This window comes from Streptomyces sp. XY431 (assembly GCF_001279805.1).
Taxonomy (GTDB): domain Bacteria; phylum Actinomycetota; class Actinomycetes; order Streptomycetales; family Streptomycetaceae; genus Kitasatospora; species Kitasatospora purpeofusca.
This window is the reverse complement of record NZ_LGDO01000490.1, coordinates 14,886-36,690: the sequence shown is the minus strand read 5'-3', so window position 1 is coordinate 36,690 and position 21,805 is coordinate 14,886. Positions and strand designations below refer to the sequence as shown.

The following is a 21,805-nucleotide window of genomic DNA, read 5'->3' as shown; positions in this document are numbered from 1 at the left end:
ATCAGCTAGCGGCGCTTCACTCGGAAGCGGCCTCGCCGTTCTCCTCGCCCTCGACGACCGGGATCAGCGAGAGCTTGCCGCGCGGGTCGATCTCGGCGATCTCGACCTGCACCTTGGCGCCGACGCCGAGGATGTCCTCGACGTTCTCCACGCGCTTGCCGCCGGCCAGCTTGCGGATCTGCGAGATGTGCAGCAGACCGTCCTTGCCCGGCATGAGCGAGACGAAGGCACCGAAGGTCGTGGTCTTGACCACGGTGCCCAGGTAGCGCTCGCCGACCTCCGGCATGGTCGGGTTGGCGATCTGGTTGATCGTGGTGCGGGCGGCCTCGGCGGCCGGGCCGTCGGCGGCACCGATGTAGATGGTGCCGTCGTCCTCGATCGTGATCTCGGCGCCGGTGTCCTCCTGGATCTGGTTGATCATCTTGCCCTTGGGGCCGATGACCTCACCGATCTTGTCCACCGGGATCTTGATGGTGATGATGCGCGGCGCGTTCGGGGACATCTCGTCCGGGGAGTCGATGGCCTCGTTCATCACGTCGAGGATGTGCAGACGGGCGTCGCGGGCCTGCTTCAGCGCGGCGGCGAGCACCGACGCCGGGATGCCGTTGAGCTTGGTGTCCAGCTGCAGCGCGGTGATGAAGTTGCGGGTACCGGCGACCTTGAAGTCCATGTCGCCGTACGCGTCCTCGGCACCGAGGATGTCGGTGAGGGTCACGTAGTGGGTCTCACCGTCGATCTCCTGGGAGATCAGGCCCATGGCGATACCGGCGACGGCGGCCTTCAGCGGCACACCGGCGTTCAGCAGCGACATGGTCGAGGCGCAGACCGAGCCCATCGAGGTGGAGCCGTTGGAGCTCAGCGCCTCGGAGACCTGGCGGATCGCGTACGGGAAGTCCTCGCGGGACGGCAGCACCGGCAGGATCGCCCGCTCGGCGAGCGCGCCGTGGCCGATCTCGCGGCGCTTCGGCGAACCGACGCGGCCGGTCTCGCCGACCGAGTACGGCGGGAAGTTGTAGTTGTGCATGTAGCGGCGACGGGTCTCCGGGGAGAGCGTGTCCAGCTGCTGCTCCATGCGGAGCATGTTCAGCGTGGTGACACCCAGGATCTGGGTCTCGCCGCGCTCGAACAGGGCCGAGCCGTGCACCCGCGGGATGGCCTCGACCTCGGCGGCCAGGGTGCGGATGTCGGTGACACCGCGGCCGTCGATGCGGACCTTGTCCTTGATGACGCGCTCGCGGACGGTCTTCTTGGTCAGCGCGTTGTAGGCGGCGCTGATCTCCTTCTCGCGGCCCTCGAACTCGGGCAGCAGCTTCTCGGCGGCCAGCGCCTTGACGCGGTCCAGCTCGTTGTTGCGCTCCTGCTTGCCCGCGATGGTGAGGGCCTGCGCCAGCTCGTCCTTGACGGCGGCGGTCAGCGCGGCGAGCACGTCGTCCTGGTAGTCCAGGAAGACCGGGAACTCGCCGGTCGGCTTCGCGGCCTGGGCGGCCAGCTGGGCCTGGGCGGCGCAGAGGACCTTGATGAACGGCTTGGCGGCGTCCAGACCGGCGGCGACGATCTCCTCGGTCGGCGCCTCGGCGCCGCCCTCGACCAGCTTGATGGTCTTGTCGGTGGCCTCGGCCTCGACCATCATGATCGCGACGTCGCCGTCCGGCAGGGTCCGGCCGGCCACGACCATGTCGAAGACGGCCGACTCCAGCTCGCTGTGGGTCGGGAAGGCCACCCACTGGCCGTTGATCAGCGCGACGCGGACGCCACCGATCGGGCCGGAGAACGGCAGGCCCGCCAGCTGGGTGGAGGCGGAGGCGGCGTTGATGGCCACCACGTCGTACAGGTGGTCCGGGTTGAGCGCCATCACGGTGACGACGACCTGGATCTCGTTGCGCAGGCCCTTGACGAAGGACGGGCGCAGCGGGCGGTCGATCAGGCGGCAGGTGAGGATCGCGTCCTCGGAGGGCCGGCCCTCGCGACGGAAGAACGAGCCGGGGATCCGGCCCGCGGCGTACATCCGCTCCTCGACGTCCACGGTCAGCGGGAAGAAGTCGAAGTGCTCCTTCGGCTGCTTGGACGCGCTGGTGGCCGACAGCACCATGGTGTCGTCGTCCAGGTAGGCCACGGCGGAGCCGGCGGCCTGACGGGCCAGACGGCCGGTCTCGAAGCGGATGGTACGGGTGCCGAAGGAACCGTTGTCGATCACGGCTTCGGCGTAGAACACGTTCTCTTCCACCTGGAAGATCTCCTCTTTCGTACGTCTCCGGGAGAGCGTCCCCGCGTAATCGCCTGCGTGCTGACCCTGGACGGTCCGGGCCGGTCTTCGATCGAAGCCTCCGGCGGTCCCCGCTTCGGTCTGCGGGGCCTCCGGCGGCCACTACCGAGGACCGGCGCCTCTCGGCCGGCCGGGTTTCGGACGGGCGGTCCGCGTCTGGACGCTCTCTCGGATGCGGGCGGCTTCCGTTTGAAGCCTTCGTCCCGCGGGGGGTCGGGTCCTGCTGCCCGGTGGCGCGCTTTCGGCGCCATCACCCGGCATTCCCACAACCCTACGGTGCAATCCTCGGCCACCTGGGGAGGTGCGCGCGAGTTGTTATCCCCGGCCGGTGGGCGCGGGCGCCGTGGTGGGCACCCGGGTCACCGGTCGCGGCATACGCGCGAGGGGCGGCTCCCCGGTGTGGGGAGCCGCCCCGAGCGGCGTTCTCAGCGGGCGCCGCCGGCGGCACCGCGGCGGATGCCCAGGCGGTCGACGAGCGTACGGAAGCGCTCGATGTCCTTCTTGGCCAGGTACTGCAGCAGACGGCGACGCTGGCCGACCAGGATCAGCAGGCCACGACGCGAGTGGTGGTCGTGCTTGTGGGCCTTGAGGTGCTCGGTCAGGTCCGAGATGCGGCGGGAAAGCATGGCGACCTGGACCTCGGGGGAGCCGGTGTCGCCCTCCTTCTGGCCGAACTCGGCGAAAATCTGCTTCTTGACGTCAGAGGCGAGAGCCACTGCAACTCCTTCGAGGTGATACCGAGCGTTCCTGGTCTACGGCACAGGACTCTGCGAGAACTCGGTGTCGTGTGACGGGCGCGGCCGACGGGCGGCGTCCCACCCGGGGACGGACACACGGCTGCGCTCGGATGCCAAGCGTACCAGTGCCGCCGACGCCGACGGTCGGCGGCCCCGGTGCGCGGATCAGCCGGTGGCGCCGCGGACCAGCCGGTAGACGTCGAGGACGGCCAGCACCAGCGGGACCAGTGACATCAGGGTGAGGCTGTCGACCAGGTCCAGGATGCGCCCCCAGAACGGGGAGACCCCGAGCCGCGGCACCACCAGGGCGATCGCGGTGAGCACGGCGGCACCGAAGGCGATCGAGGCGGTCAGCCAGACGGTGCGCAGATCGGCGTCGGTGGAGCCGAGGCCGACCCGCAGCACGAACTGCGGGGTGTGCAGGGAGAGTCCGACGATCAGCAGCGACAGGCCGAGCAGCCCGGCGACGGTGAGCGCGAAGACCTGGGCGCTGTAGCGGAACAGCCGGGCCCGGAGCATGGCGGCCAGTCCGAGGACGAGGGCCAGCAGCTCGGGGAAGGTCCGGTCGGTGAAGCCGAGCACCGCGCAGGAGCCGACGACCACCGCGGCGCAGCCGCCGACCAGGCCGACCAGCACCTCGTGGCCGCGGCGGGCCTGGTGGGCGATCCGCTCGTACTGGACCAGCTCGGCGCGGGCGGCGTCCTCGTCGTGGTCGCGGCCCCGGGCGCGGGTCTGGCCGGGGGCGCTGTAGCCGACCGGCAGCCGGGCGAAGCGGGCGGACAGGCCGGGCAGGAAGCCGATCACGGCGATGGCGGCGACGCCGGTGACGGCCGCGATGTGGTGGGCCGGGGTGCCGGGCAGCAGGACGGCGGCGAAGGTGGCGAGCGCGCCGGCCGCGGCCAGGAAGGCGGCGGCCACGAACAGGGAGTCCTTCTCCGGCAGCAGGCCGACCAGCAGGACCGCGACCACCAGGACGGCGACGCAGCCGGTCAGGAACTGGAGCCGGCCGGGGCCGTCCAGCGGGCCGCCGGTCGGCGCGAGGAGGCCGCTGCCGGCGATCAGGGCGTGCGGCAGGGCGCCGAGGCCGAGCGCGAGGCCGGCCCAGGCGTCCCGGTAGACCCGGGCGCGGACGCCGGCGAGGGCGGTGAGCACCACCGCGACGACGCCGGAGAGCACTCCGGGCAGGCCGTGCATGTCGTGGCGCAGGTCGGCGAACCAGAGCGCGAAGCCGAGCAGGGTGAGCAGCACGCCGGCGCCGACGAGGCCGAAGGCGCGCATCAGCTCGGGGCTCCAGAACCGGCGGTCGGTCTCGCCGGCGGTGGCGATCGCGTCGGCGACGTCGTCGTAGACGGCGGGCGGCAGCGACTCGGCGAACGGGCGCAGGTTGAGCAGGTCGCCGTCGCGCACCTGCTGGGCGGCGAGCGAGCGGCCGCCGTCGAGCACGGTGCCGTCGCGGCGGACCAGGTGGAAGCCGGTGGGGACGCCTTCGGGCTGGGTCTGGCCGGACAGTCGCAGCACCTCGGGGTACACGTCCGCGAGCGGGACGTCCTCGGGCAGGGCGACGTCGATCCGGCTGTCCGGCGCGACGACGGTGACCCGGCAGAAGCCGGTGGTCGCGGGCGTCGTCATGCCCGCACCTCGTTCGCTCGACGCACTGGGCGCTCCCCCTTGATGACGGTGTTCGGTGACGGGTGCTCGGCGCCGGCGCGCGGTGCCGCCGCCCCCACGGTGCCGGCTCGGCACCGGCGGTCGGCCGGTCCGGCCCCCGCGCGGGCGCCGTCCGGCGGAACCGGCCGGGCGCGGCCACGAGTTGGCGCGGCGTTACCCTACCCGCTCGGTTCGTGCCCGGCCCCGCGGAGGGCGGGCGGGGCCGCGGGCGCGGGCCCCAGTAGGATCGGCCCCTGCGCAGGGCGGCGGGGGCGGTGCGCTCCTCCCCGGATGCCTGCGGTCGGCGGAGCGGGGGCGGCGTCACACGGGGCGTCCTCACCCGTACGGATCCTGTTGCGTGAGGGCTGATGCCGTAGTGATCTTGCGAAGCGTTCGTGGTCGGGGGGTGGGACGCGTATGGGCGTGATCATGGTCAAGCGGCCGCCCCGGGCCTATCCGCCCGCGGTGCCGGACGAGCCGGTGGAGCTGGTGACCCCACCCGAGCTGCCCCGGTCGGGCGGCGAGGACTGGGTGATGAGCATCCTGCCGATGCTCGGCATGGGCGGTTCGGCGGTGTTCTTCTTCGCCCCCGGTGCCCAGGCCCCGATGAAGATCATGGGCGGTCTGATGATCGTCTCGACGGTCGGCATGGCGCTCGCCCAGATCGTCCGGGCCCGCAAGGGCGGCTCCACGGCCACCGCGGACGAGCGGCGCGACTACCTCAAGTACCTCCAGCAGATGCGCCGCCAGGTACGCCGGACCGCCGAGCGCCAGCGCGGCGCGCAGCTGTTCCTCAATCCCGAGCCGGACCAGCTCTGGTCGATCGTCGCCGACGGCCGGCGGCTGTGGGAGCGCCGGGCCGCCGACGCCGACTTCGCGCAGATCAGGGTCGGCCGCGGACCGGTCCAGCTGTCCACCCCGCTGGTCGCGCCGCAGACCGCGCCGATGGACGAGCTGGAGCCGCTCTCGGCGGCCGCGATGCAGACCTTCCTGAACGCCCACGGCACCCTGCAGGACCTGCCGTTGGCGATCTCGCTGCGCGCCTTCTACCACATCACGGTCTGCGGCGACCCGGACACCGTGTACGGGAACGTCCGGGCGATGATCGCCCAGCTGACCACCCTGCACTCGCCGGACGACCTGCTGATCACGGTCGCCGCGGCACCCGGCGCGGTGGACGAGTGGGAGTGGACCAAGTGGCTCCCGCACAACCAGCACCGCAAGGAGAACGACGGCGCCGGCTCCCGCCGGCTGATCGCCACCGGGCTCGGCGACCTGGAGCTGCTGCTCCAGGACGAGCTGGCCGGCCGGCAGCGGTTCGTCCGGGACGCGGCCCCGGCCGCCGACCAGCCGCACATCGTGGTCGTCATGGACGGCGCCTCGGTGCCGCACGACTCGCTGCTGGCCGGCGCCGAGGGCGTGCACGGGGTGACCATCGTCGAGGTGGTCCCGGGCGACCTGGACGAGCCGAGCGGGCACCTGGTCGTCACCGTCTCGCCGGACGCCCTGGTGCTGCGCTCCGCCTCGGGCGCCACCTACACCGGCAAGCCGGACACCCTCGGCGCCTGGCAGTCCGAGGCGCTGGCCCGGCAGCTGGCGCCGTACCGGGCCTCGGCCGGCGGCGACGACGAGCCGCTGCTGTCCAACCTGGACTTCACCGATCTGATGAACTCCGGCGACCCGGGCTCCTTCGACGTGACCCGCAGCTGGCGGCAGCGGGCGCAGCACGAGCGGCTGCGGGTGCCGATCGGCGTCGGGGCCGGCGGCGAGCACGTGTACCTGGACCTCAAGGAGGCCGCGCTGGAGGGCATGGGCCCGCACGGCCTGTGCGTCGGCGCGACCGGCTCCGGCAAGTCCGAGCTGCTGCGCACCCTGGTGCTGGCGCTGGCGATGACGCACTCCTCGGAGACGCTGAACTTCGTGCTCGCCGACTTCAAGGGCGGCGCGACCTTCGCGGGCATGGCGGACATGCCGCACACCTCGGCGGTGATCACCAACCTGGAGGGCCAGCTCACCCTGGTCGACCGGATGCGGGACGCCATCGAGGGCGAGCTCAACCGGCGCCAGGAGCTGCTGCACCGGGCGGGCAACTACGCGAACATCCACGAGTACGAGCGGGCCCGGGCGGCCGGCGCGGCGCTGGACCCGCTGCCCTCGCTGGTGCTGATCATCGACGAGTTCTCCGAACTCCTCACCGCCAAGCCCGACTTCATCGACATGTTCATCCAGATCGGCCGGATCGGCCGGTCCCTCGGGGTGCATCTGCTGCTGGCCTCGCAGCGCCTGGAGGAGGGCAAGCTGCGCGGCCTGGACACCTATCTCTCCTACCGGATCGGTCTGCGCACCTTCTCGGCGGCCGAGTCACGGGCGGCGATCGGTGTCCCGGACGCCTACCACCTGCCGCCGGTGCCGGGTGTCGGCTACCTGAAGTTCGGCACCGATGTGATGGAGCGGTTCAAGGCCGCCTACGTCTCCGGGGCCTACCGGGCGCCGGGGCAGCAGCGGTCGACCGGCGGCCGGCTGGTGTCCGCGCGTCCGGTGCGGTTCACTGCGGCCGAGGTGCCGGTGACCGAGCCGCTGGTGCAGGAGGTCGAGCCGCTGGTCGAGGAGCAGGACGACGCCCTGGCGGACACCGTGCTGGACGTGTTCGTGCAGCGGATGGCGGGCCAGGGCCCGGCCGCGCACCAGGTGTGGCTGCCGCCGCTGGACGCGCCGCCGAGCGTGGACCAGCTGCTGCCGCCGCTGCAGGCGACCGCCGAGCGCGGGCTGACCGCGCCGCAGTCCGGCACACTGGGCCGGCTGCGGGTGCCGGTCGGCATCGTCGACAAGCCGCGCGACCAGAAGCGCGACATCCTCGAGCAGGACTACGCGGGCGCGGCCGGCCACGGTCTGGTGGTCGGCGGCCCGCGCTCCGGCAAGTCGACCATGATCCGCACCACGGTGGCCTCGTTCGCGCTCACCCACACCCCGCTGGAGACGCAGTTCTACCTGCTGGACTTCGGCGGCGGCGGCTTCCAGTCGCTCCAGGACCTGCCGCACGTCGGCGGGGTGGCCGGGCGGCTGGACGCGGAGAAGGTGCGCCGGATGGTCTCCGAGGTGCACGGGGTGCTCAACCGGCGCGAGGAGCTCTTCCGCAGCACCGGGATCGACTCCATCGGCACCTACCGGGCCCGCCGGGCCGCCGGCGCGCTGCCGGACGAGCGGTTCGGCGACGTCTTCCTGATCGTCGACGGCTGGAACACCTTCAAGCAGGAGTTCGAGGCACTGGAGCCGGTCATCGGCGACATCGCCCAGCGCGGCCTCGGCTACGGCGTCCACCTGATCGTCACCGCGACCCGGTACGCCGAGGTCCGCCCGGCGCTCAAGGACCTGCTGCAGAACCGGACCGAGCTGAAGCTCGGCGACGCGATGGAGTCCGAGGTGGACCGCCGGGTGGCGCAGGCCGTGCCGGCCGTGCCGGGCCGGGGCGTCACCGTGGACCGGCTGCACTTCCTCACCGGCCTGCCCCGGCTGGACGGCTCCGACTCGGTGGAGGACCTGCAGAACGGTGTGGCCGGGCTGGTCCAGGCGGTCGCCGGGGCCTGGACCGGTCCGCGCGCGCCTCAGGTGCGGATGCTGCCGACGGTGCTGGACGGGCAGTCGCTGCCGAAGGGCTTCGAGCACCCGGAGCGGGGTGTCGCCTTCGGCGTGGACGAGGCGGAGCTGGCGCCGGCCTTCGTCAACTTCGAGACCGACCCGCTGTTCATCGTGTTCGGCGACACCGAGTCCGGGAAGTCCGCGCTGCTGCGGATGCTGGTCAAGCAGATCACCGAGCGGTACACCCCGGACCAGGCGGGGATCGTGGTCGGCGACTACCGGCGCGCGCTGCTCGGCGTAGTCCCGCCGGAGTACCTGGTCGAGTACGCCGCCGCGCAGCCGGCCATGAGCTCCGTGGTCGAGATGCTGCGCGGGGCCTGCTCGCGCCGGCTGCCCGGTCCCGACGTGACCGCGGAGCAGCTGCGCAACCGCAGCTGGTACAGCGGCAAGGACATGTTCGTGGTGGTGGACGACTACGAGCTGGTGGCGACCTCCTCGGGCAACCCGCTGGCCGCGCTGGCGGAGTTCCTGCCGTTCGCGCGCGACATCGGGCTGCGGGTGATCGTCGCGCGCAGCGCCGGCGGCGCCGGGCGTTCGCTGTACGAGCCGTTCATGCAGCGGATGCGGGAGCTGGGCGGGCAGGGCGTCCTGCTGTCCGGCAACCGGGACGAGGGTCCGCTGCTGGGCAACGTCAAGCCGCAGGCGCTGCCGCCGGGCCGGGGCGTGTTCGTCTCGCGCCGGGTGACCAGCGGGCAGATGGTGCAGACGGGCTGGCTGCCGGCGCCGTAGCGGCGACGGGCCGGTCGTCACGGAGCGTAGTGGAAGGGGTCGGATCCCAGGGTCCGACCCCTTCCGGCGTCCCGAGTGCCGAAACGTTACCTAGATCTTTCCGCCGGAGGGCTGCGGTTCCCGTACCCGGCCGGGGGCGGGCCGCACGAGCCGGGAGCTTCCGGACGACCTGCCTCCGCATTCGGCCGCAACCTTGGATTGAGGCGCGCAACACCACGTTCACCTTGGATTCAAGTGCGATGTGGCGAAAGTAACAAGTCGGACATGCATAGTGATGACGATAAGTGATCATCAGATCGCATGTCTGTACGCACAGCGACAACGGATTCCGAAGCAATTCCAGCATTGACGCGATCGATACGGCCAAGGTTCCATGGCGGCCCGGGAGCGACAGGACCAGAACCGAGCAGACAGCCAGCGGAGGCGATACCGCTCCCTCTCCAGGACCGCACAGAGCCGATCGGATGCCCCGATGACCGACACGCTTCGCCCACCGACCGCCGCAGCCCCCACCTCGGCCGTCGCGGGCGCCCCCGCCGCCCCGCAGACGCTCAAGCGTTCGATCGGCGTCGTGGGCGGCACACTGCTCACGCTGTCCTGCGTCACACCGGCCTCCACGCTCTTCGTGATCGTCCCGGAGCTGTTCTCCAGCATCGGCAGCGCCACCGCGCTGGCCATCGCGATCGGCTCGGTGCTGTGTATCGCGGTCGCCTTCTGCTACTCCGAGCTCGGCACCCTGATCCCCAGCGCCGGCGGCGAGTACGCCATGGTCGGCACCCTGGCCGGACGGCTGGCCGGCTGGCTGGTGTTCGTGCTCTCGCTGATCGTGGTGATGATCGTCCCCTCGGTCATCGCCCTCGGCACCGCCGACTACCTGGCCCCCGTCCTGCACGTGGACAAGCCGCTGGCCGGCGCCGCGGTGATGCTCGCCGCCACCCTGGCCGGCCTGCTGGACCTGCGCGCCAACGCCTGGATCACCGGCGTCTTCCTGGTGCTGGAGGTCGTCGCGGCCGGTGTGGTGTCGGTGCTCGGCTTCGCCCACGCCAACAGCGGCGCGCCCAGCATGCTGCACGGCGTGGTCACCGGCGAGGACGGCGTCACCACCACGGTGAGCATCGGCGCGATCATCGGCGCCCTCGGCATCGCGCTCTTCATCACCCAGGGCTTCTCCACCGCCGTCTACCTCTCCGAGGAGCTGGAGAACCCGCGCCGCAACGTGTCCCGCACCGTGCTGTGGACGCTGGCGATCTCCGCCGCCGTCATCCTGGTCCCGGTCGCCGCCATCACCATGGGCGCCCCCGACCTCGCCACCCTGAGCTCCGGCGACATCTCCGGCATGGTCACCGCCTGGAGCAACTCGGCCGTCGGCACCTTCATCAGCCTCTGCGTCGCGCTGGCCATCATCAACGCCGGCATCGTCATGGTCATCCAGAACTCCCGGGTGCTGTTCGCCTCGGCCCGCGACAAGGCGTGGCCCGGCCCGGTCAACAAGGCCTTCGGCACCCTGGGCCGGTTCGGCTCCCCGTGGGTCGCCACCCTGGCCGTCGGCCTCCCCGGCGCCGCGCTCTGCTTCGTCAAGGGCGAGCTGCTGAGCGAGATCACCGGCGTCGCCGTCACCGGGATGTACCTGCTGGTCGCGATCGCCGCACTGCTCTCCCGCCGCAACCACCACAAGCACGCCGCCGCCTGGCGGATGCCGCTGTGGCCGGCCGTCCCGGCGGTGCTGATCGTGGTGCTGGTCTACGTGATCACCCAGCTGGACACCGTGCCGCTGCTGTGGACCGGCGGCATCACCGCCGTCGCCACCCTCTACTGGCTGCTCTACCTGCGCCCCCGGCAGGACACCCGCTGGGTGATCACCATTCCCGAGGACCAGCAGGCCTGAGCCCCCACGACCCCCACCCCTCCCCCACACGGCAGTGCCCCGGGCTCCCCCTGGCCCGGGGCACTGCCGCGTCCGCGTGCTACTTCCTGAGCTTCCAGTCCGGGGCGAGCGCGATCGTCCGCAGCTGCTCGACCGTGAGCGCCGGGTTCGTCCGGGTGGCCGCGGTCACCTGGCTGCCGCTGTTGAAGGCGCTGACCACCACCCGCAGGCCGGCCGGGCGCAGGGTGTCGACCGTCCACCTCACCAGCTTGCCGGGCTGCTTGCGCACGACCACCCGGGTGCCGTCGGGGAGCGTCTCGGCGCCGCCGAAGATCCCGCCGCCCGACGGGTCCTTGCTCCAGTCCTGCACATTGATCTCCACCAGGGACTTGCCCCTGCCGTCGTTCACCACGAAGTCGGCGAAGCCCGGCTGGCCGCCGGTCTCGGTCTGCTTGAGCCCGGCCGGGAGCAGGCCGGCGGTGATCGCCAGGATCTCCTCCTGGGTGTACTCCTTGCCGGCGCCACCGGGCCGGACCGGGACCGGCTCCGCGAGGGCCGTGACCACCCGGTCCCAGGCCGTGTCGACGACGACCGCCCTCAACTGCTCGGGGGTCAGCGGCGGAGTGGCCCGGGAGACCGGGCCGCCCTTCTGCGACACGGCGTTCCACTCGTTCAGCTCGATCAACCGGCCGTCCTTGCCGAGGAGGGTGGCGAACCACCGCTTGGTGGCGACCCGGCGGTCCGGGTACTCGTAGCCCTGGAACACGGTCAGCCGGCCGCCGTCCGGCAGCGTGCTCTCGGTGCAGGCGTCGTACGGGACGTACTTCTTGTCCGGGCAGCCGGCGTCCTTCCGGCGCGGGTCGTCCTCGGCGAGCCTGGCGATCGAGATCGTGATGTGGGCCCCGCCCCTGCCGTCGTCCAGGACCAGCGCGGCACCCGGCGACCCACCGCCGCCCGGACGGTCCTGGAAATCGGTTCCGGCCGCCGACGCGTTACTGACCCGGCCCTCGGGCAGCAACGCCCGGAACGCGGCCAGCACCTCTTCCCCGCTGACCCCCGCAGCGCGGGCGGGGCCGGCGGAGGTGCTCGGGGACGAGCCCGGCGTGGGCGAGGCCGTGCCGCCGGAGTCCGGGGCGCCGCTGGCCGCCGGGGCCGGCCGGGAGGCGGCCGGGGAGCCGTCGGTCAGGTACACCGCGCCGGTGCCGACCAGGGCCAGCGCGGCCGCGCCGCCCACCGCGGCGGCGGCCGAACGGCGGCGCCAGCGGCGGCGGCCGCGGGCCAGTCCTCGGGCCGCCAGTCCGGCCGGGCCGTGCGGGCCGAAGCCCTCGCCCGTACGCGCCATGGCGTGCAGCAGATCATCCTCGAAGCCGTCCGGTGCGGACATGCGTGATCACCGTTTCCTTCGGTCACGGGACGGGGGCCGGTGGCGGCACCCCGTGGGAGGCGGTCGGGCGGACCGGGTCAGCGGAAGGCCAGCTCGGCCAGCGAGTCGCCGAGCTGTTCGCGCAGTCGCGCCAGCGCCCGGGTGCTGCGGGTCCGGACCGCGCCCGAGGACAGCCGCAGCACCTCGGCGGTCTGCTCGACGCTGCGGTCCTCCCAGTAGCGCAGCACCAGCACCGCGCGGTCCTTGGCGGGCAGCCCGCCGAGCGCGTCGAGCAGGGTGAGGCGCAGCGCGCCGTCCGGCTCCCGGCCCTCGATGTCGGGCAGCCGGTCGGTGGGGTGCTCGCCGCTGGAGCGGCGGCGCTTCTGGGCGAGGAAGACCCGCACCATCACGGTGTGGGTGTACGCGCCCGGGTTGTCGACCCGGTGCCGTCCACCTGTCCAGGCGCTGCGGCGCCAGAGCACGTACATCCGGCCCAGGGCCTCCTGGACGAGGTCCTCCGCCTGGTGGGTGTCACCGCCGGTGAGCAGACAGGCCGAGCGGTACAGCCGCCCGGTGTGCCCCGACACGAGTTCCAGGAACTCCGCGTCCTTCGCCTCGCGCGCGGCCCCGATCCGCACCATCCCCCACACCCCTCCGGCTCACCGCTGTCGACACCTTCTTGATGCGGTGAGCGGGAGGGGATGTTACAGCGGGCACGAAGAAGTTCCGGACGGCGCCGCCGGGTTCGGCGGCGGCGGTTCAGGGACTGCGGTTCAGGGGCGGCGGCGGTGGTCGCGGAGGACGATGCCGCCGCCGATCAGCAGGGCGACCAGCAGCGCCCCCACGCCCAGGACATAGGTCGCGGTCCGGCCGTCGCGGTCGGCCTGGGTCTCGCCGAGGCCGAGCGGGCGGGGCACGATCGGGGCGGACGCCAGCTGCACCGGCGGGTCCTCGGCCGGCTTGTCCGGCGGCGCCGCGGGCGCGGTGGTGACGGCCTTCACCGGGTCGACCACGCCCCAGCCGATGTACTCGTTCGCCTTGTGGTCGGTGCGCTGCGCGGTCTGCTCGATCCAGGCGCGCACCTGGCTCGGCTTCCAGTCCTTGTGCGCGCCGACCAGCAGCGCGGCCAGCCCGGCCACGTAGGGCGCGGCGAAGCTGGTGCCGTTGTCCACGCACTGCCCGCCGCGCGGGACGGTGGAGAGCATGTCGACGCCGGGGGCCGCGACGTCCACGAAATCGCCGTACTGGGAGAAGTAGGTGCGCTCGTTGTTGCGGTCGGAGGCGCCGACGGCGAGCACGGTGCGGAAGGCCGCCGGGAAGGTGTCGCCCTTCTTGCCGTCGTTGCCGGAGGAGGCGACCACCACCACGCCCCGGCTCTCCGCGTTGTCGACCGCGGCCTTCAGCTCCTCGTAGCCGACGAAGCGGGTGTCGGCCGCGCCGCGCACGTCCTGCGAGATGTTGATGACCTTGGCGCCCTGGGCCACGGCCGAGTTGACGGCCTCCACCAGCGAGTGCACATCGCCGTTGCCCTCGGCGTCGTTCTGCCGGATGGACAGCACGGTGGCGCCCGGGGCGATGCCGACGAAGCCGGTCCGGTCGCTGCGGGAGGCCGCGATGATGCCGGCCACCTTGGTGCCGTGGCCGACCAGGTCGTCCTTGCCGCCGCCCTCGACCCGCTTGCCCTCCTTGTCCTTGAGCAGCGAACCGCCGTCGAGGACCTTGTCGGCCAGCTGCGGGTTCTGGTCGTCCACCCCGGTGTCGATGACCGCGACCAGGACGCCCGCACCGGTGGTCGCGCCGCCCTGCCAGAGCTCGTCCAGCACCATCCGCTGGAGCGACCACGGCACGGCCTGCACGTTCTGCGCGTTCTTGCCGCACTCCCCCGACGCCGAGACGCCCGGCCCCTCGGCCGCCGCCGGCACCGTCAGCGGGCCGCCGAGCAGCGTGAGTGCGGCCACCGCCGCGGCCGCCGTCCGGTACCTGACCACCGGCACCCTGCCACCCCTCATGTCGTCCACCTGGTCGTGCGGTCGCGCCAAAGGCGGGTGCCCGCCCGGGGCACCCGCCCTTCGGCGCGTGGTACTGGGGCCGTGAACCGTCAGCCCGTCCAGAGGGTGGCGTTGCGGTTCTCGGTGCTCTGGTAGCTGGAGGCCGCGCTGTCCAGGGACTTGGCGATCGACTCCAGCACCTGCTGGAGGTGCTCGGCGCGCTGGTCCCACTTGGCCTGGTGGGCCTGGTAGCCCTGCTGCGCGGCACCCTCCCAGCTACCGGAGATCTTGGTGACGCCGGCCTTCAGCTCCTCGAGCTGGGCCTTGATGGTCCCCGCGGTCCGGCGGACCTCCGAGCTGGCGTTCTTGATGGTCTCGAAGTTGACCAGAATGTGTTCGGCCACGATGTCTCCTAGTCGAGGCTGCGAAGCACCCCATCACCCGAGGGGTGCTTCGCCGGGTGAACGGACAGAGCTGAGGATCAGGACGCGGCGGCGGAACCGAAGATCGCCTGCTGGTCGGCGTCCGCCTGCGAGTACTTCTGGGTCGTGAGCTCGATCGCGTCCTTGATGGCGCGCAGCGACTTGTTCAGCTCCTGGGCGTCGGTGTTGAACTGACCCTGGAGGTTGGTGTACGCCTGCGCGGCCTGGCCCTGCCAACCACCGGTGATCGAACCCACCAGGTTGTTGAGACCGTTGATCTCGGTGTTGATCTGGTTGATGACCTCGTCCATGTGCTTGGCGAAAGCCAGCATCTCCTGAGCGGTCGTCTTGAACTGACCCATGCTCTACCGTCCCCCATGAGACAGACCTTGAGTCCGGAGGGATCGTTTCCGGCCCCCCGGGCACCACCGGTGTGATGTCCTGCAGCACTGTAGTCGGCACACGCAGCTCGCCCAACACCGGGCGACGGTCGGTTACCAAGCCATGACATCGTGGCCAATTCCTTTGCAAGCAGCGGTGGGAGGCCCGGGAAGGCCGCCGCGCTGTGCTAGGCGTTCTGCTGCTGGGCCGCACTCCTGGCGTTGAGCGCCGGGCCGACCGGCACCAGGTTCGACCACTGCTGCGGCACCGGCGCCGGCTGCAGCCCCTGGTAGCCCAGCCGGGCCTGGTTGCCGCCCAGCTCCTCGGGCTGCGGCGGGCCGGACGGGGTGGCCGGCTGTCCGGACGGCCCCTTCGCCGCGCCGGGCTGGGCGGGCGCCGGGACGGACGGCTGGCCGGGCTGGGCGGGGGGCGTGGTCTGGCCGCCCTTGCCGCCCTCGCTGCTGGCCGGCACCGCGTAGCGCAGACCGGTCTCGGTGATGAGGAAGTCCGTGCCGGAGCCGTCCGTTGCGTTGTCCAGCGCGCGGTAGAACAGGCCGTGACCCGGGGTCACGTGCGCGGTCGACGTGCCGTTGCCGTACCGCACCGGGTACTCGGTCCCGGCCCAGACGCTGCGCCGCGGCGTCCGGCCGTCCTCCGCGACCCCGTCGAAGGTGCTGCAGACCACCGCCCGGGCGTCCTTCGGCGCCTGCCAGGAGTTGGCCGGCGCGCCCGTCCGGGTGGGCCAGTCCGCGGCGCCCTCGGCCATCAGCGGCACACTGCTGTTGACGGTGGCGTGCTCGGCCGGGGTGAGGTCGTCGATCCGCGGGCTCTTGTTGGCGTCCTGGTTGTACAGCGGCTGAAGCAGCGGGTTCTGCCGGACGAGCTCCGCCTGGAACTGGCTGACCAGCAGCAGCTGGCTCTTCCCCACCACGTAGTACTTCTCGCCGAACCGCACCAGCCGGCCGACCTTGCGGTCCTCCGGGTTCTGCAGCGGCACCGAGGAGTTGGCCGTCCTGGTGTCCGGGACCAGCCCGTCGATCCGCGGGAAGACGATGTCACTGCCCGGCGCCAGGGTGTCCAGCCAGTCCTTCTTCACCTTCTGCGGGACGGCCGTCGACCCGAAGACGGCCCACATCAGCTGCGAGCGGGTGGTGTCGGAGTCCTCCGGTCCGCCGATCGCGTGCCGGCGGCCCTTGCTGTCCACCAGGAACACCCGCAGCTTCCCCTGGCCCGCGGCCGGACCGGAGGCGGTCACCTGGGGGTCGTCCGCCTGCTGCACCAGCAGCGCCTGGCCGACGTCCAGCATCCGGTCCTTCGCCCCGAGCACGTCCGCGTCGGCGCCGCCCGCCACGAACACCGCCTGGTCGACGGTGCTCCCCTGCTCGTCGCCCGGCCGGTCGCAGACCGACCACTTCATCGGCCGGCTCGCGTTCTCCTTGCTCGGCAGCTTGTCCGGCGCGTACGGGATGCCGATCGTCGGGCCGTGGTTGGGATAGCGGTCGAGCACGCCGTCGTCGACCACCACCACCTTGCTGTCGACCGGCAGCACCAGCCGCGCCGAGGCCATGTTCAGCACCTGGTGCAGCCGCTTGGTCTTCCCGTCCGGGTCGACCAGCACCACGTAGCGGGTGGTGCTCTGCTTGCCCTGGACGATGTACTTGCCCTCGTCCCAACCCACCGGCGCGCTCGGCTTGAACACCCCCCACAGGCCGAAGCCGCCGATCACCAGCGCCCCCACCACCACGCTCGGCAGGATCGCCTTCACCGGACGCGGCGCGTCCTCGTCGCTCCCCCCGCCGCCGGGCAGCAGAAAGGCCCCGACCGTGCGCTTGCGGGCGAAGGTGTAGGCGTTCAGCTCGTCCCGGCGCGATGCCATGCTCGTCGTCTCCCCTGTCGGACCCTGCTCCCCGTGGCCTGCCACCCCCCGGGCGAGAACGGGCTCGAACCCTCTACGATGCGGCAGCAGACGGTGAGTACGGTACGGGTACGGTTCACGCACCGGCCAGCCGGGCCGCGACAACCGACCAGAGAGGGGCACTCGGGGGATGCCGAACCAGACCGTTCCGGGGCGCCGGAGCACGTCACGGGGCAGTGGTTCGCGCCGCTCCGCGCGGCGCGACGGGACCGACACCGCGGGCTCCCCGGCCCCGGGACGCGCCGACGGACCCCAGGGGCCCGTCGCGGTCCGCGTCCACCCCCGGCCCGGGCTGCTCGGCAGCCGGCTGAGGCTCCAGCAACTCGTGCTGGTCGAGGTCGCGGTGGCCCTGGTCGCGGTCGGCTGGACGATCAGCAGGCCGGTCGCCGCCGGCTTCGGCGCGGTCGCCCTCGCCCTGGTCGCGCTGGCGCTGGTGCCGCTGCGCGGCCGCACCCTCCCCGAGGCGCTGCGGGTGCGCGCCGCGCTCAAGGCCCGCCGCAAGCGGGCCCGCGCCCACCTCCCGCCGCCCGGCACCGACCCGGCGCTCGCGCCCGCCCTGGAACTCGAACCCGCGCTGCGCACCTGCACCCACGCGACCGAGGCCGACCTCGGCGGCCGCCCGGTGCGCCGGGAGACCGGCATGGTCGGCGACGGCACCTTCCTCAGCGCCGTCCTGCTCGTCCAGGCCAAGGACCTGCCGCTGCGTCCGGACCGCACCGCCCGGCCGCTGCCGCTGGACGTGGTCTGCTCGGCGCTGCGGGTCGACGACATCGCCCTGGAGTCGGTCCAGCTCGTCCAGCACACCCAGCCGGCGCCCGCGCCGCACCTGCCCGAGCAATCGCTGGCCGCCCGCGCCTACCGGGAGCTCGCCGACGGCACCGCCACCCCCGCGCTGCGGCTCACCTGGGTCGCGCTCAAGCTCGACCCTGAGCGGGCCGCCACCGCGGTGCGCGCCCGGGGCGGCGGCGAGGCGGGCGCCCGCAAGGCGCTCCAGCGGGTCACCGACCAGCTGGCCGGGCGGCTGAACAGCGCCGGGTTCGACGTCACCGTGCTCGACGAGCGCGAGCTGATCGCCGCCCTCGCCATCTCCACCTGCGTCAACCCGCTGGCCACGGCGGTCCGGCAGGGCACCGGCAGCGGCGGCGGCAGCGGACGGCGCACCCAGGAGACCAACCGGTTCTGGCGGGTCGACGACCGCTGGCACAGCACCTACTGGATCTCCCGCTGGCCGCAGCTGGGCCGCCCCGGCGGCGCCCCCGGCCGGATCGCCGTCCCCGACCTGGTGAACCTGGTCACCGGCGCGCCCGCGCTGGCGAGCACCTTCAGCCTGACCGCCGGTCACGGCACCGGCGGCTCGGTCACCCTCAGCGGCCACGTCCGGGTCACCGGGCGCAGCGAGAGCGAGGCCGTCGAACTCGGCCGACAGCTGGAGGCCCGGGCCCAGAGCGCCGGGCTCGGCCTGGTCCGGCTCGACCTGGAGCAGGCGCCCGGCGTGCTCGCCACCCTGCCGCTGGGAGGTGCGTCCTGATGACGCAGCAGTCCTATCCCGCCCCCGCCCCACGGGCCGGCGCGGAGCCGCCGCCCCGGACCGGGCGCCGGCTGCTGCCCGGCTTCGGGCTGCGCGGACCGCGCCGGGAGAAGCACGTGCTCACCCTCGCCGAGCTCGACGCGCTGTCCTTCCCGGTCGGCGACGACGGCGTGCTGATCGGCGAGGACGTGCACCGCGCCCGACCCGCCGTGCTCGGCCTGTTCCGGCCCAGCTCCTACGACCTGGTGCTGGTCGGCGGCCTCTGGACGGCGCAGGTCATCGCGCTGCGGGCGGCCGCCACCGGCGCGCGGATCGCCGTCGAGACCGCCCGCGGCCACCTCTGGGGGCCGATGGCGCAGGCCGCCGGCGGCGGACAGCCGTGCGTGACGGTCCACCAGCCCGGCCGGCTCGGCCCGCAGGGCGCCTCGGTCACCTCGCCGGTGCTCGTGGTGCGCGACCTCGGTGCCCGCCCGCCGCGCAGCCGGCTCTCCGCCACGCCCTGGCAGACGGTCCTGACGGTGGTGCCGCACCTGGGGCCGAACGCCTCCCGGGTGCTCAACGCGGCCGACCTGGTCGGGGTGCAGCGGGTGATGCCGGAGGAGGCCGAGCTGATCGGCCGGGTGCTCTCGCTCGGACCGGCCGAGACCGCCGCCCTGCCGTCGCTCCCGGACGACCTGACGCTGTGGACGACCCGGATGAGCCGTCAGTACGTCCGGGTGGTCACCGGGCAGGCCGAACGGCAGGTCCTGGGCGGCCCGCGCCGGCTCGACTGACCCGCGGGGGTCCGGTCGGGACCAGGTTGGGACCCGGTCGGGGCCTGTGTGCGGCCCGTGTGCGGCCCGGTCGGAGATGAGACACCGCCTTCAGCCGGGGGTGGCTCACGGCCTAGGCTGTGGGACGGCAACGGCACCGCGAACTTGCGGCGGCGAACACGAGGGAGCCCTAGGTGAGCAGCGATCGGGACGGCGTCTACGTCGGCGACAACGCGGCGGAGGACGACGACGACTGGTCCGACGCGCCCGACTACACTCCCCCGTCCTGGTACGTGCAGACGGACGCCGCGGGTGCTCCGGCGGCCGCGCCGGGTGTCGGGGTGACGCCGACGCCGGACGGTGCAGCCGCACCGGCGGCGGTGCCCGCCCCCGCGCCTGCGGCCGCGGCCGTACCTGCGCCCGCCCCGGCCCCTGCACCCGTTCCCGCGCCGGACGCCGTGGCGCCGCAGGTCGCGGCCCAGCCGCACGCGCAGCCGCTCGCGCCGTCGCAGCCCCAGGCGCCGGTGCAGCCCTCGACGTACCCGCAGCCGCAGCCGCAGCCGCAGCCGGGCGAGGCTGCCGCCCGGGGGGCAGCCCGGGCCCGGCCCCCGGCCCCGGCACCGGCTCCGGTCCGGGGGGCCCCCGCCGAGCCCTTCGCGGTGCCGCCGACCGCCCCGGCACCGGCCCCCGCACCCGCCCCGGCCCCCCTGCCCGGCTGGCCGCCGGCCGACCCGTCCGCCGCCGCCGCCGCGCAGCCCGGCCCCGCCCAGCCGCCGGCCGCCGCCCCGGCGCCCCAGCCGTACCCGGCCGCTCCGCAGCAGCCCTTCGCAGCGGCACCGGGCCAGCCCCAGCCGTTCGCCCAGGAGCCGCAGGCCTTCCCGCCGGACCCCCAGCCCTTCGCGCAGGACCCGCAGGCCGCCGCGTGGGCGGCCGCCCAGCAGGCCCAGGCCGGCCAGCCCCAGCCCCACCCCGGCCAGCCCCAGCAGGCCGCGCCGCAGCAGGCCCAGCCCCAGCAGCCGCAGCCGCAGCCACAGCCACAGCCGCAGCCCGGACCGGCCTCGCCGCCCGCCGGCGCCGACCCGCGCGCCGGCGGCTGGCCGCAGCCCGCCGCCTACCAGCAGCCCGCGCAGCCCCAGCCGAACGCCCCGCAGTGGGGCCAGCCGCCGACCGCGCCCGCCGCGTTCCAGCAGGCCGGTGCCCCGCAGCAGACCGCGCACGGCGCGCCGCTCGGCTACACCGCCGCCGTCGAGCTGTCCTCGGACCGGCTGCTGCGCAGCCAGCCGAAGCAGCAGCGGCAGCAGCCGCGGTTCCAGTTCGGCGGCAAGGCCGCGGCCGCCGAGAAGGCCCGCCGGCTGGAGATCATCCGCACGCCGGTGCTCAGCTGCTACCGGATCGCGGTGATCAGCCTCAAGGGCGGCGTCGGCAAGACCACGACCACCACCGCCCTGGGCGCCACCCTGGCCAGCGAGCGCCAGGACAAGGTGATCGCGATCGACGCCAACCCGGACGCCGGCACGCTCGGCCGCCGGGTCAAGCGGCAGACCGGCGCGACCATCCGCGACCTGGTGACGGCCATCCCGCACCTGCGCAGCTACATGGACATCCGTCAGTTCACCTCCCAGGACCTCCACTCCGGTCTGGAGATCCTGGCGAACGACGTCGACCCGGCCGTGTCGACCACCTTCAACGACTCGGACTACCGCCAGGTCATCGACGTGCTGGGCCGCCAGTACCCGATCATCCTGACCGACTCCGGCACCGGTCTGCTGTACAGCGCGATGCGCGGGGTGCTGGACCTCGCCGATCAGCTGATCATCGTCTCCACGCCCAGCGTGGACGGCGCCTCGTCCGCCTCCACCACCCTGGACTGGCTCTCCGCGCACGGTTACGCCGACCTGGTGCAGCGGTCGATCACGGTGGTCTCCGGGGTCCGCGAGACCGCCAAGATGATCAAGGTCGAGGACATCGTCGCGCACTTCCAGACCCGCTGCCGCGGCGTGGTCGTGGTGCCGTTCGACGAGAGCCTGGCGGCCGGCGCCGAGGTCAACCTCGACATGATGCGGCCCAAGGTCCGCGAGGCCTACTTCGAGCTGGCCACCCTGGTCGGCGAGGACATCGTCCGGGCCCAGCAGGCCGCCCAGCAGACCGGCTGGCAGCAGCAGGTCCAGCCGCAGCCCGCCCAGCCGCAGCCCCCGGCACCGGGCTACCCGCAGCCCCAGCCCGGACCGCAGGGCCAGCCCCCGTACGGCCAGCCGTACCCGTACGCCCAGCCGCCGCAGCCCGGCCAGCACGCCCCGCAGCCCGCGCCCGGCACGCCGTGGACGCCGCAGCCCGGGCAGGTCCCGCCGCCCCCGCCGGGCTACGGCTACCCGCCGCAGCAGAGCGCCCCGCCGCAGCCGCCGGCGCCCGAGTGGCAGCAGCCGCCCGCCCCGCCGGCCGGCGGTGGCTACGGCCACCCCCAGCCCGAGGAGGGCCACCAGCCGCCGCCCGGCTACGGCTACCCGCCGCCGCCCGCGCAGCAGCAGTAGCAGCAACAACAGCGACGACGAACGCCGAGGGCCCGCCGACCTCCATGGTCGA

The 21,805-nt window shown here is 73.4% G+C and carries 14 protein-coding genes; 5 read left to right on the top strand and 9 right to left on the bottom strand.

The window, feature by feature from the left end; all coding sequences use genetic code 11:
- Positions 1-16 precede the first annotated feature (16 nt).
- The 3 genes from ADK60_RS33715 to eccD all read right to left on the bottom strand — a co-directional run bounded on the left by ADK60_RS33715 (position 17) and on the right by eccD (position 4,629).
- Positions 17-2,224: a polyribonucleotide nucleotidyltransferase gene (locus tag ADK60_RS33715; RefSeq protein WP_030397712.1), complete on the bottom strand. Its 2,208-nt coding sequence runs from the start codon at positions 2,222-2,224 to the stop codon at positions 17-19.
- Positions 2,225-2,688: 464 nt separating this feature from the next.
- Positions 2,689-2,979, bottom strand: coding sequence for a 30S ribosomal protein S15 (rpsO, locus tag ADK60_RS33710; RefSeq protein WP_030397713.1), 291 nt, complete (start codon positions 2,977-2,979; stop codon positions 2,689-2,691).
- 186 nt (positions 2,980-3,165) lie between these two features.
- A complete protein-coding gene (gene eccD, locus ADK60_RS33705; RefSeq protein WP_053650723.1) occupies positions 3,166-4,629 on the bottom strand; it encodes a type VII secretion integral membrane protein EccD in 1,464 nt (487 codons plus the stop codon).
- A gap of 435 nt (positions 4,630-5,064) precedes the next feature.
- On the opposite strand from eccD, the gene ADK60_RS33700 reads away from it, so the two are divergent.
- Together ADK60_RS33700 and ADK60_RS33695 are read left to right on the top strand one after the other, a co-directional pair.
- Positions 5,065-9,012, top strand: coding sequence for a type VII secretion protein EccC (locus ADK60_RS33700; protein WP_045941333.1), 3,948 nt, complete (start codon positions 5,065-5,067; stop codon positions 9,010-9,012).
- Between the two features lie 472 nt (positions 9,013-9,484).
- Positions 9,485-10,897 (top strand): APC family permease, encoded by a 1,413-nt coding sequence (locus ADK60_RS33695; protein WP_045941334.1) that lies wholly within the window; start codon positions 9,485-9,487, stop codon positions 10,895-10,897.
- A 79-nt stretch (positions 10,898-10,976) separates the two neighbouring features.
- Here the strand turns inward: ADK60_RS33695 and ADK60_RS33690 are convergent, their stop codons facing one another.
- The 6 genes from ADK60_RS33690 to ADK60_RS33665 form a co-directional block, all read right to left on the bottom strand.
- Positions 10,977-12,260, bottom strand: coding sequence for a nucleotidyl transferase family protein (locus ADK60_RS33690; RefSeq protein ID WP_053650722.1), 1,284 nt, complete (start codon positions 12,258-12,260; stop codon positions 10,977-10,979).
- A 77-nt stretch (positions 12,261-12,337) separates the two neighbouring features.
- Positions 12,338-12,880: a SigE family RNA polymerase sigma factor gene (locus ADK60_RS33685; protein WP_078896698.1), complete on the bottom strand. Its 543-nt coding sequence runs from the start codon at positions 12,878-12,880 to the stop codon at positions 12,338-12,340.
- A 132-nt stretch (positions 12,881-13,012) separates the two neighbouring features.
- Positions 13,013-14,248, bottom strand: a complete 1,236-nt coding sequence (mycP, locus tag ADK60_RS33680) for a type VII secretion-associated serine protease mycosin (protein WP_053650721.1) — start codon at positions 14,246-14,248, stop codon at positions 13,013-13,015.
- Positions 14,249-14,337: 89 nt separating this feature from the next.
- A complete protein-coding gene (locus ADK60_RS33675; protein WP_053650720.1) occupies positions 14,338-14,631 on the bottom strand; it encodes a WXG100 family type VII secretion target in 294 nt (97 codons plus the stop codon).
- 77 nt (positions 14,632-14,708) lie between these two features.
- A complete protein-coding gene (locus tag ADK60_RS33670) occupies positions 14,709-15,011 on the bottom strand; it encodes a WXG100 family type VII secretion target (RefSeq protein ID WP_045941337.1) in 303 nt (100 codons plus the stop codon).
- Between the two features lie 206 nt (positions 15,012-15,217).
- A complete protein-coding gene (locus ADK60_RS33665) occupies positions 15,218-16,906 on the bottom strand; it encodes a type VII secretion protein EccB (protein ID WP_053650719.1) in 1,689 nt (562 codons plus the stop codon).
- A 169-nt stretch (positions 16,907-17,075) separates the two neighbouring features.
- On the opposite strand from ADK60_RS33665, the gene eccE reads away from it, so the two are divergent.
- The 3 genes from eccE to ADK60_RS33650 all read left to right on the top strand — a co-directional run bounded on the left by eccE (position 17,076) and on the right by ADK60_RS33650 (position 21,753).
- Positions 17,076-18,473 (top strand): type VII secretion protein EccE, encoded by a 1,398-nt coding sequence (gene eccE, locus ADK60_RS33660; protein ID WP_079008912.1) that lies wholly within the window; start codon positions 17,076-17,078, stop codon positions 18,471-18,473.
- Positions 18,473-19,246, top strand: a complete 774-nt coding sequence (locus tag ADK60_RS33655) for a hypothetical protein (RefSeq protein WP_078896700.1) — start codon at positions 18,473-18,475, stop codon at positions 19,244-19,246. Before eccE ends, ADK60_RS33655 begins: the two co-directional genes overlap by 1 nt.
- Positions 19,247-19,419: 173 nt before the next feature.
- Complete coding sequence (locus tag ADK60_RS33650; protein ID WP_053650718.1) at positions 19,420-21,753, top strand: MinD/ParA family ATP-binding protein; 2,334 nt, start codon at positions 19,420-19,422, stop codon at positions 21,751-21,753.
- Positions 21,754-21,805 lie beyond the last annotated feature (52 nt).

What these genes read in the sequence shown, in the direction of transcription:
- eccD (WP_053650723.1), bottom strand. Translation starts at nt 4,629, where the DNA reads ATGACGACGCCCGCGACCACCGGCTTCTGCCGGGTCACCGTCGTCGCG.
- eccE (WP_079008912.1), top strand. Translation starts at nt 17,076, where the DNA reads ATGCCGAACCAGACCGTTCCGGGGCGCCGGAGCACGTCACGGGGCAGT.
- ADK60_RS33695 (WP_045941334.1), top strand. Translation starts at nt 9,485, where the DNA reads ATGACCGACACGCTTCGCCCACCGACCGCCGCAGCCCCCACCTCGGCC.
- ADK60_RS33670 (WP_045941337.1), bottom strand. Translation starts at nt 15,011, where the DNA reads ATGGGTCAGTTCAAGACGACCGCTCAGGAGATGCTGGCTTTCGCCAAG.
- mycP (WP_053650721.1), bottom strand. Translation starts at nt 14,248, where the DNA reads ATGAGGGGTGGCAGGGTGCCGGTGGTCAGGTACCGGACGGCGGCCGCG.
- ADK60_RS33685 (WP_078896698.1), bottom strand. Translation starts at nt 12,880, where the DNA reads ATGGTGCGGATCGGGGCCGCGCGCGAGGCGAAGGACGCGGAGTTCCTG.
- ADK60_RS33665 (WP_053650719.1), bottom strand. Translation starts at nt 16,906, where the DNA reads ATGGCATCGCGCCGGGACGAGCTGAACGCCTACACCTTCGCCCGCAAG.
- ADK60_RS33700 (WP_045941333.1), top strand. Translation starts at nt 5,065, where the DNA reads ATGGGCGTGATCATGGTCAAGCGGCCGCCCCGGGCCTATCCGCCCGCG.
- ADK60_RS33655 (WP_078896700.1), top strand. Translation starts at nt 18,473, where the DNA reads ATGACGCAGCAGTCCTATCCCGCCCCCGCCCCACGGGCCGGCGCGGAG.
- ADK60_RS33690 (WP_053650722.1), bottom strand. Translation starts at nt 12,260, where the DNA reads ATGTCCGCACCGGACGGCTTCGAGGATGATCTGCTGCACGCCATGGCG.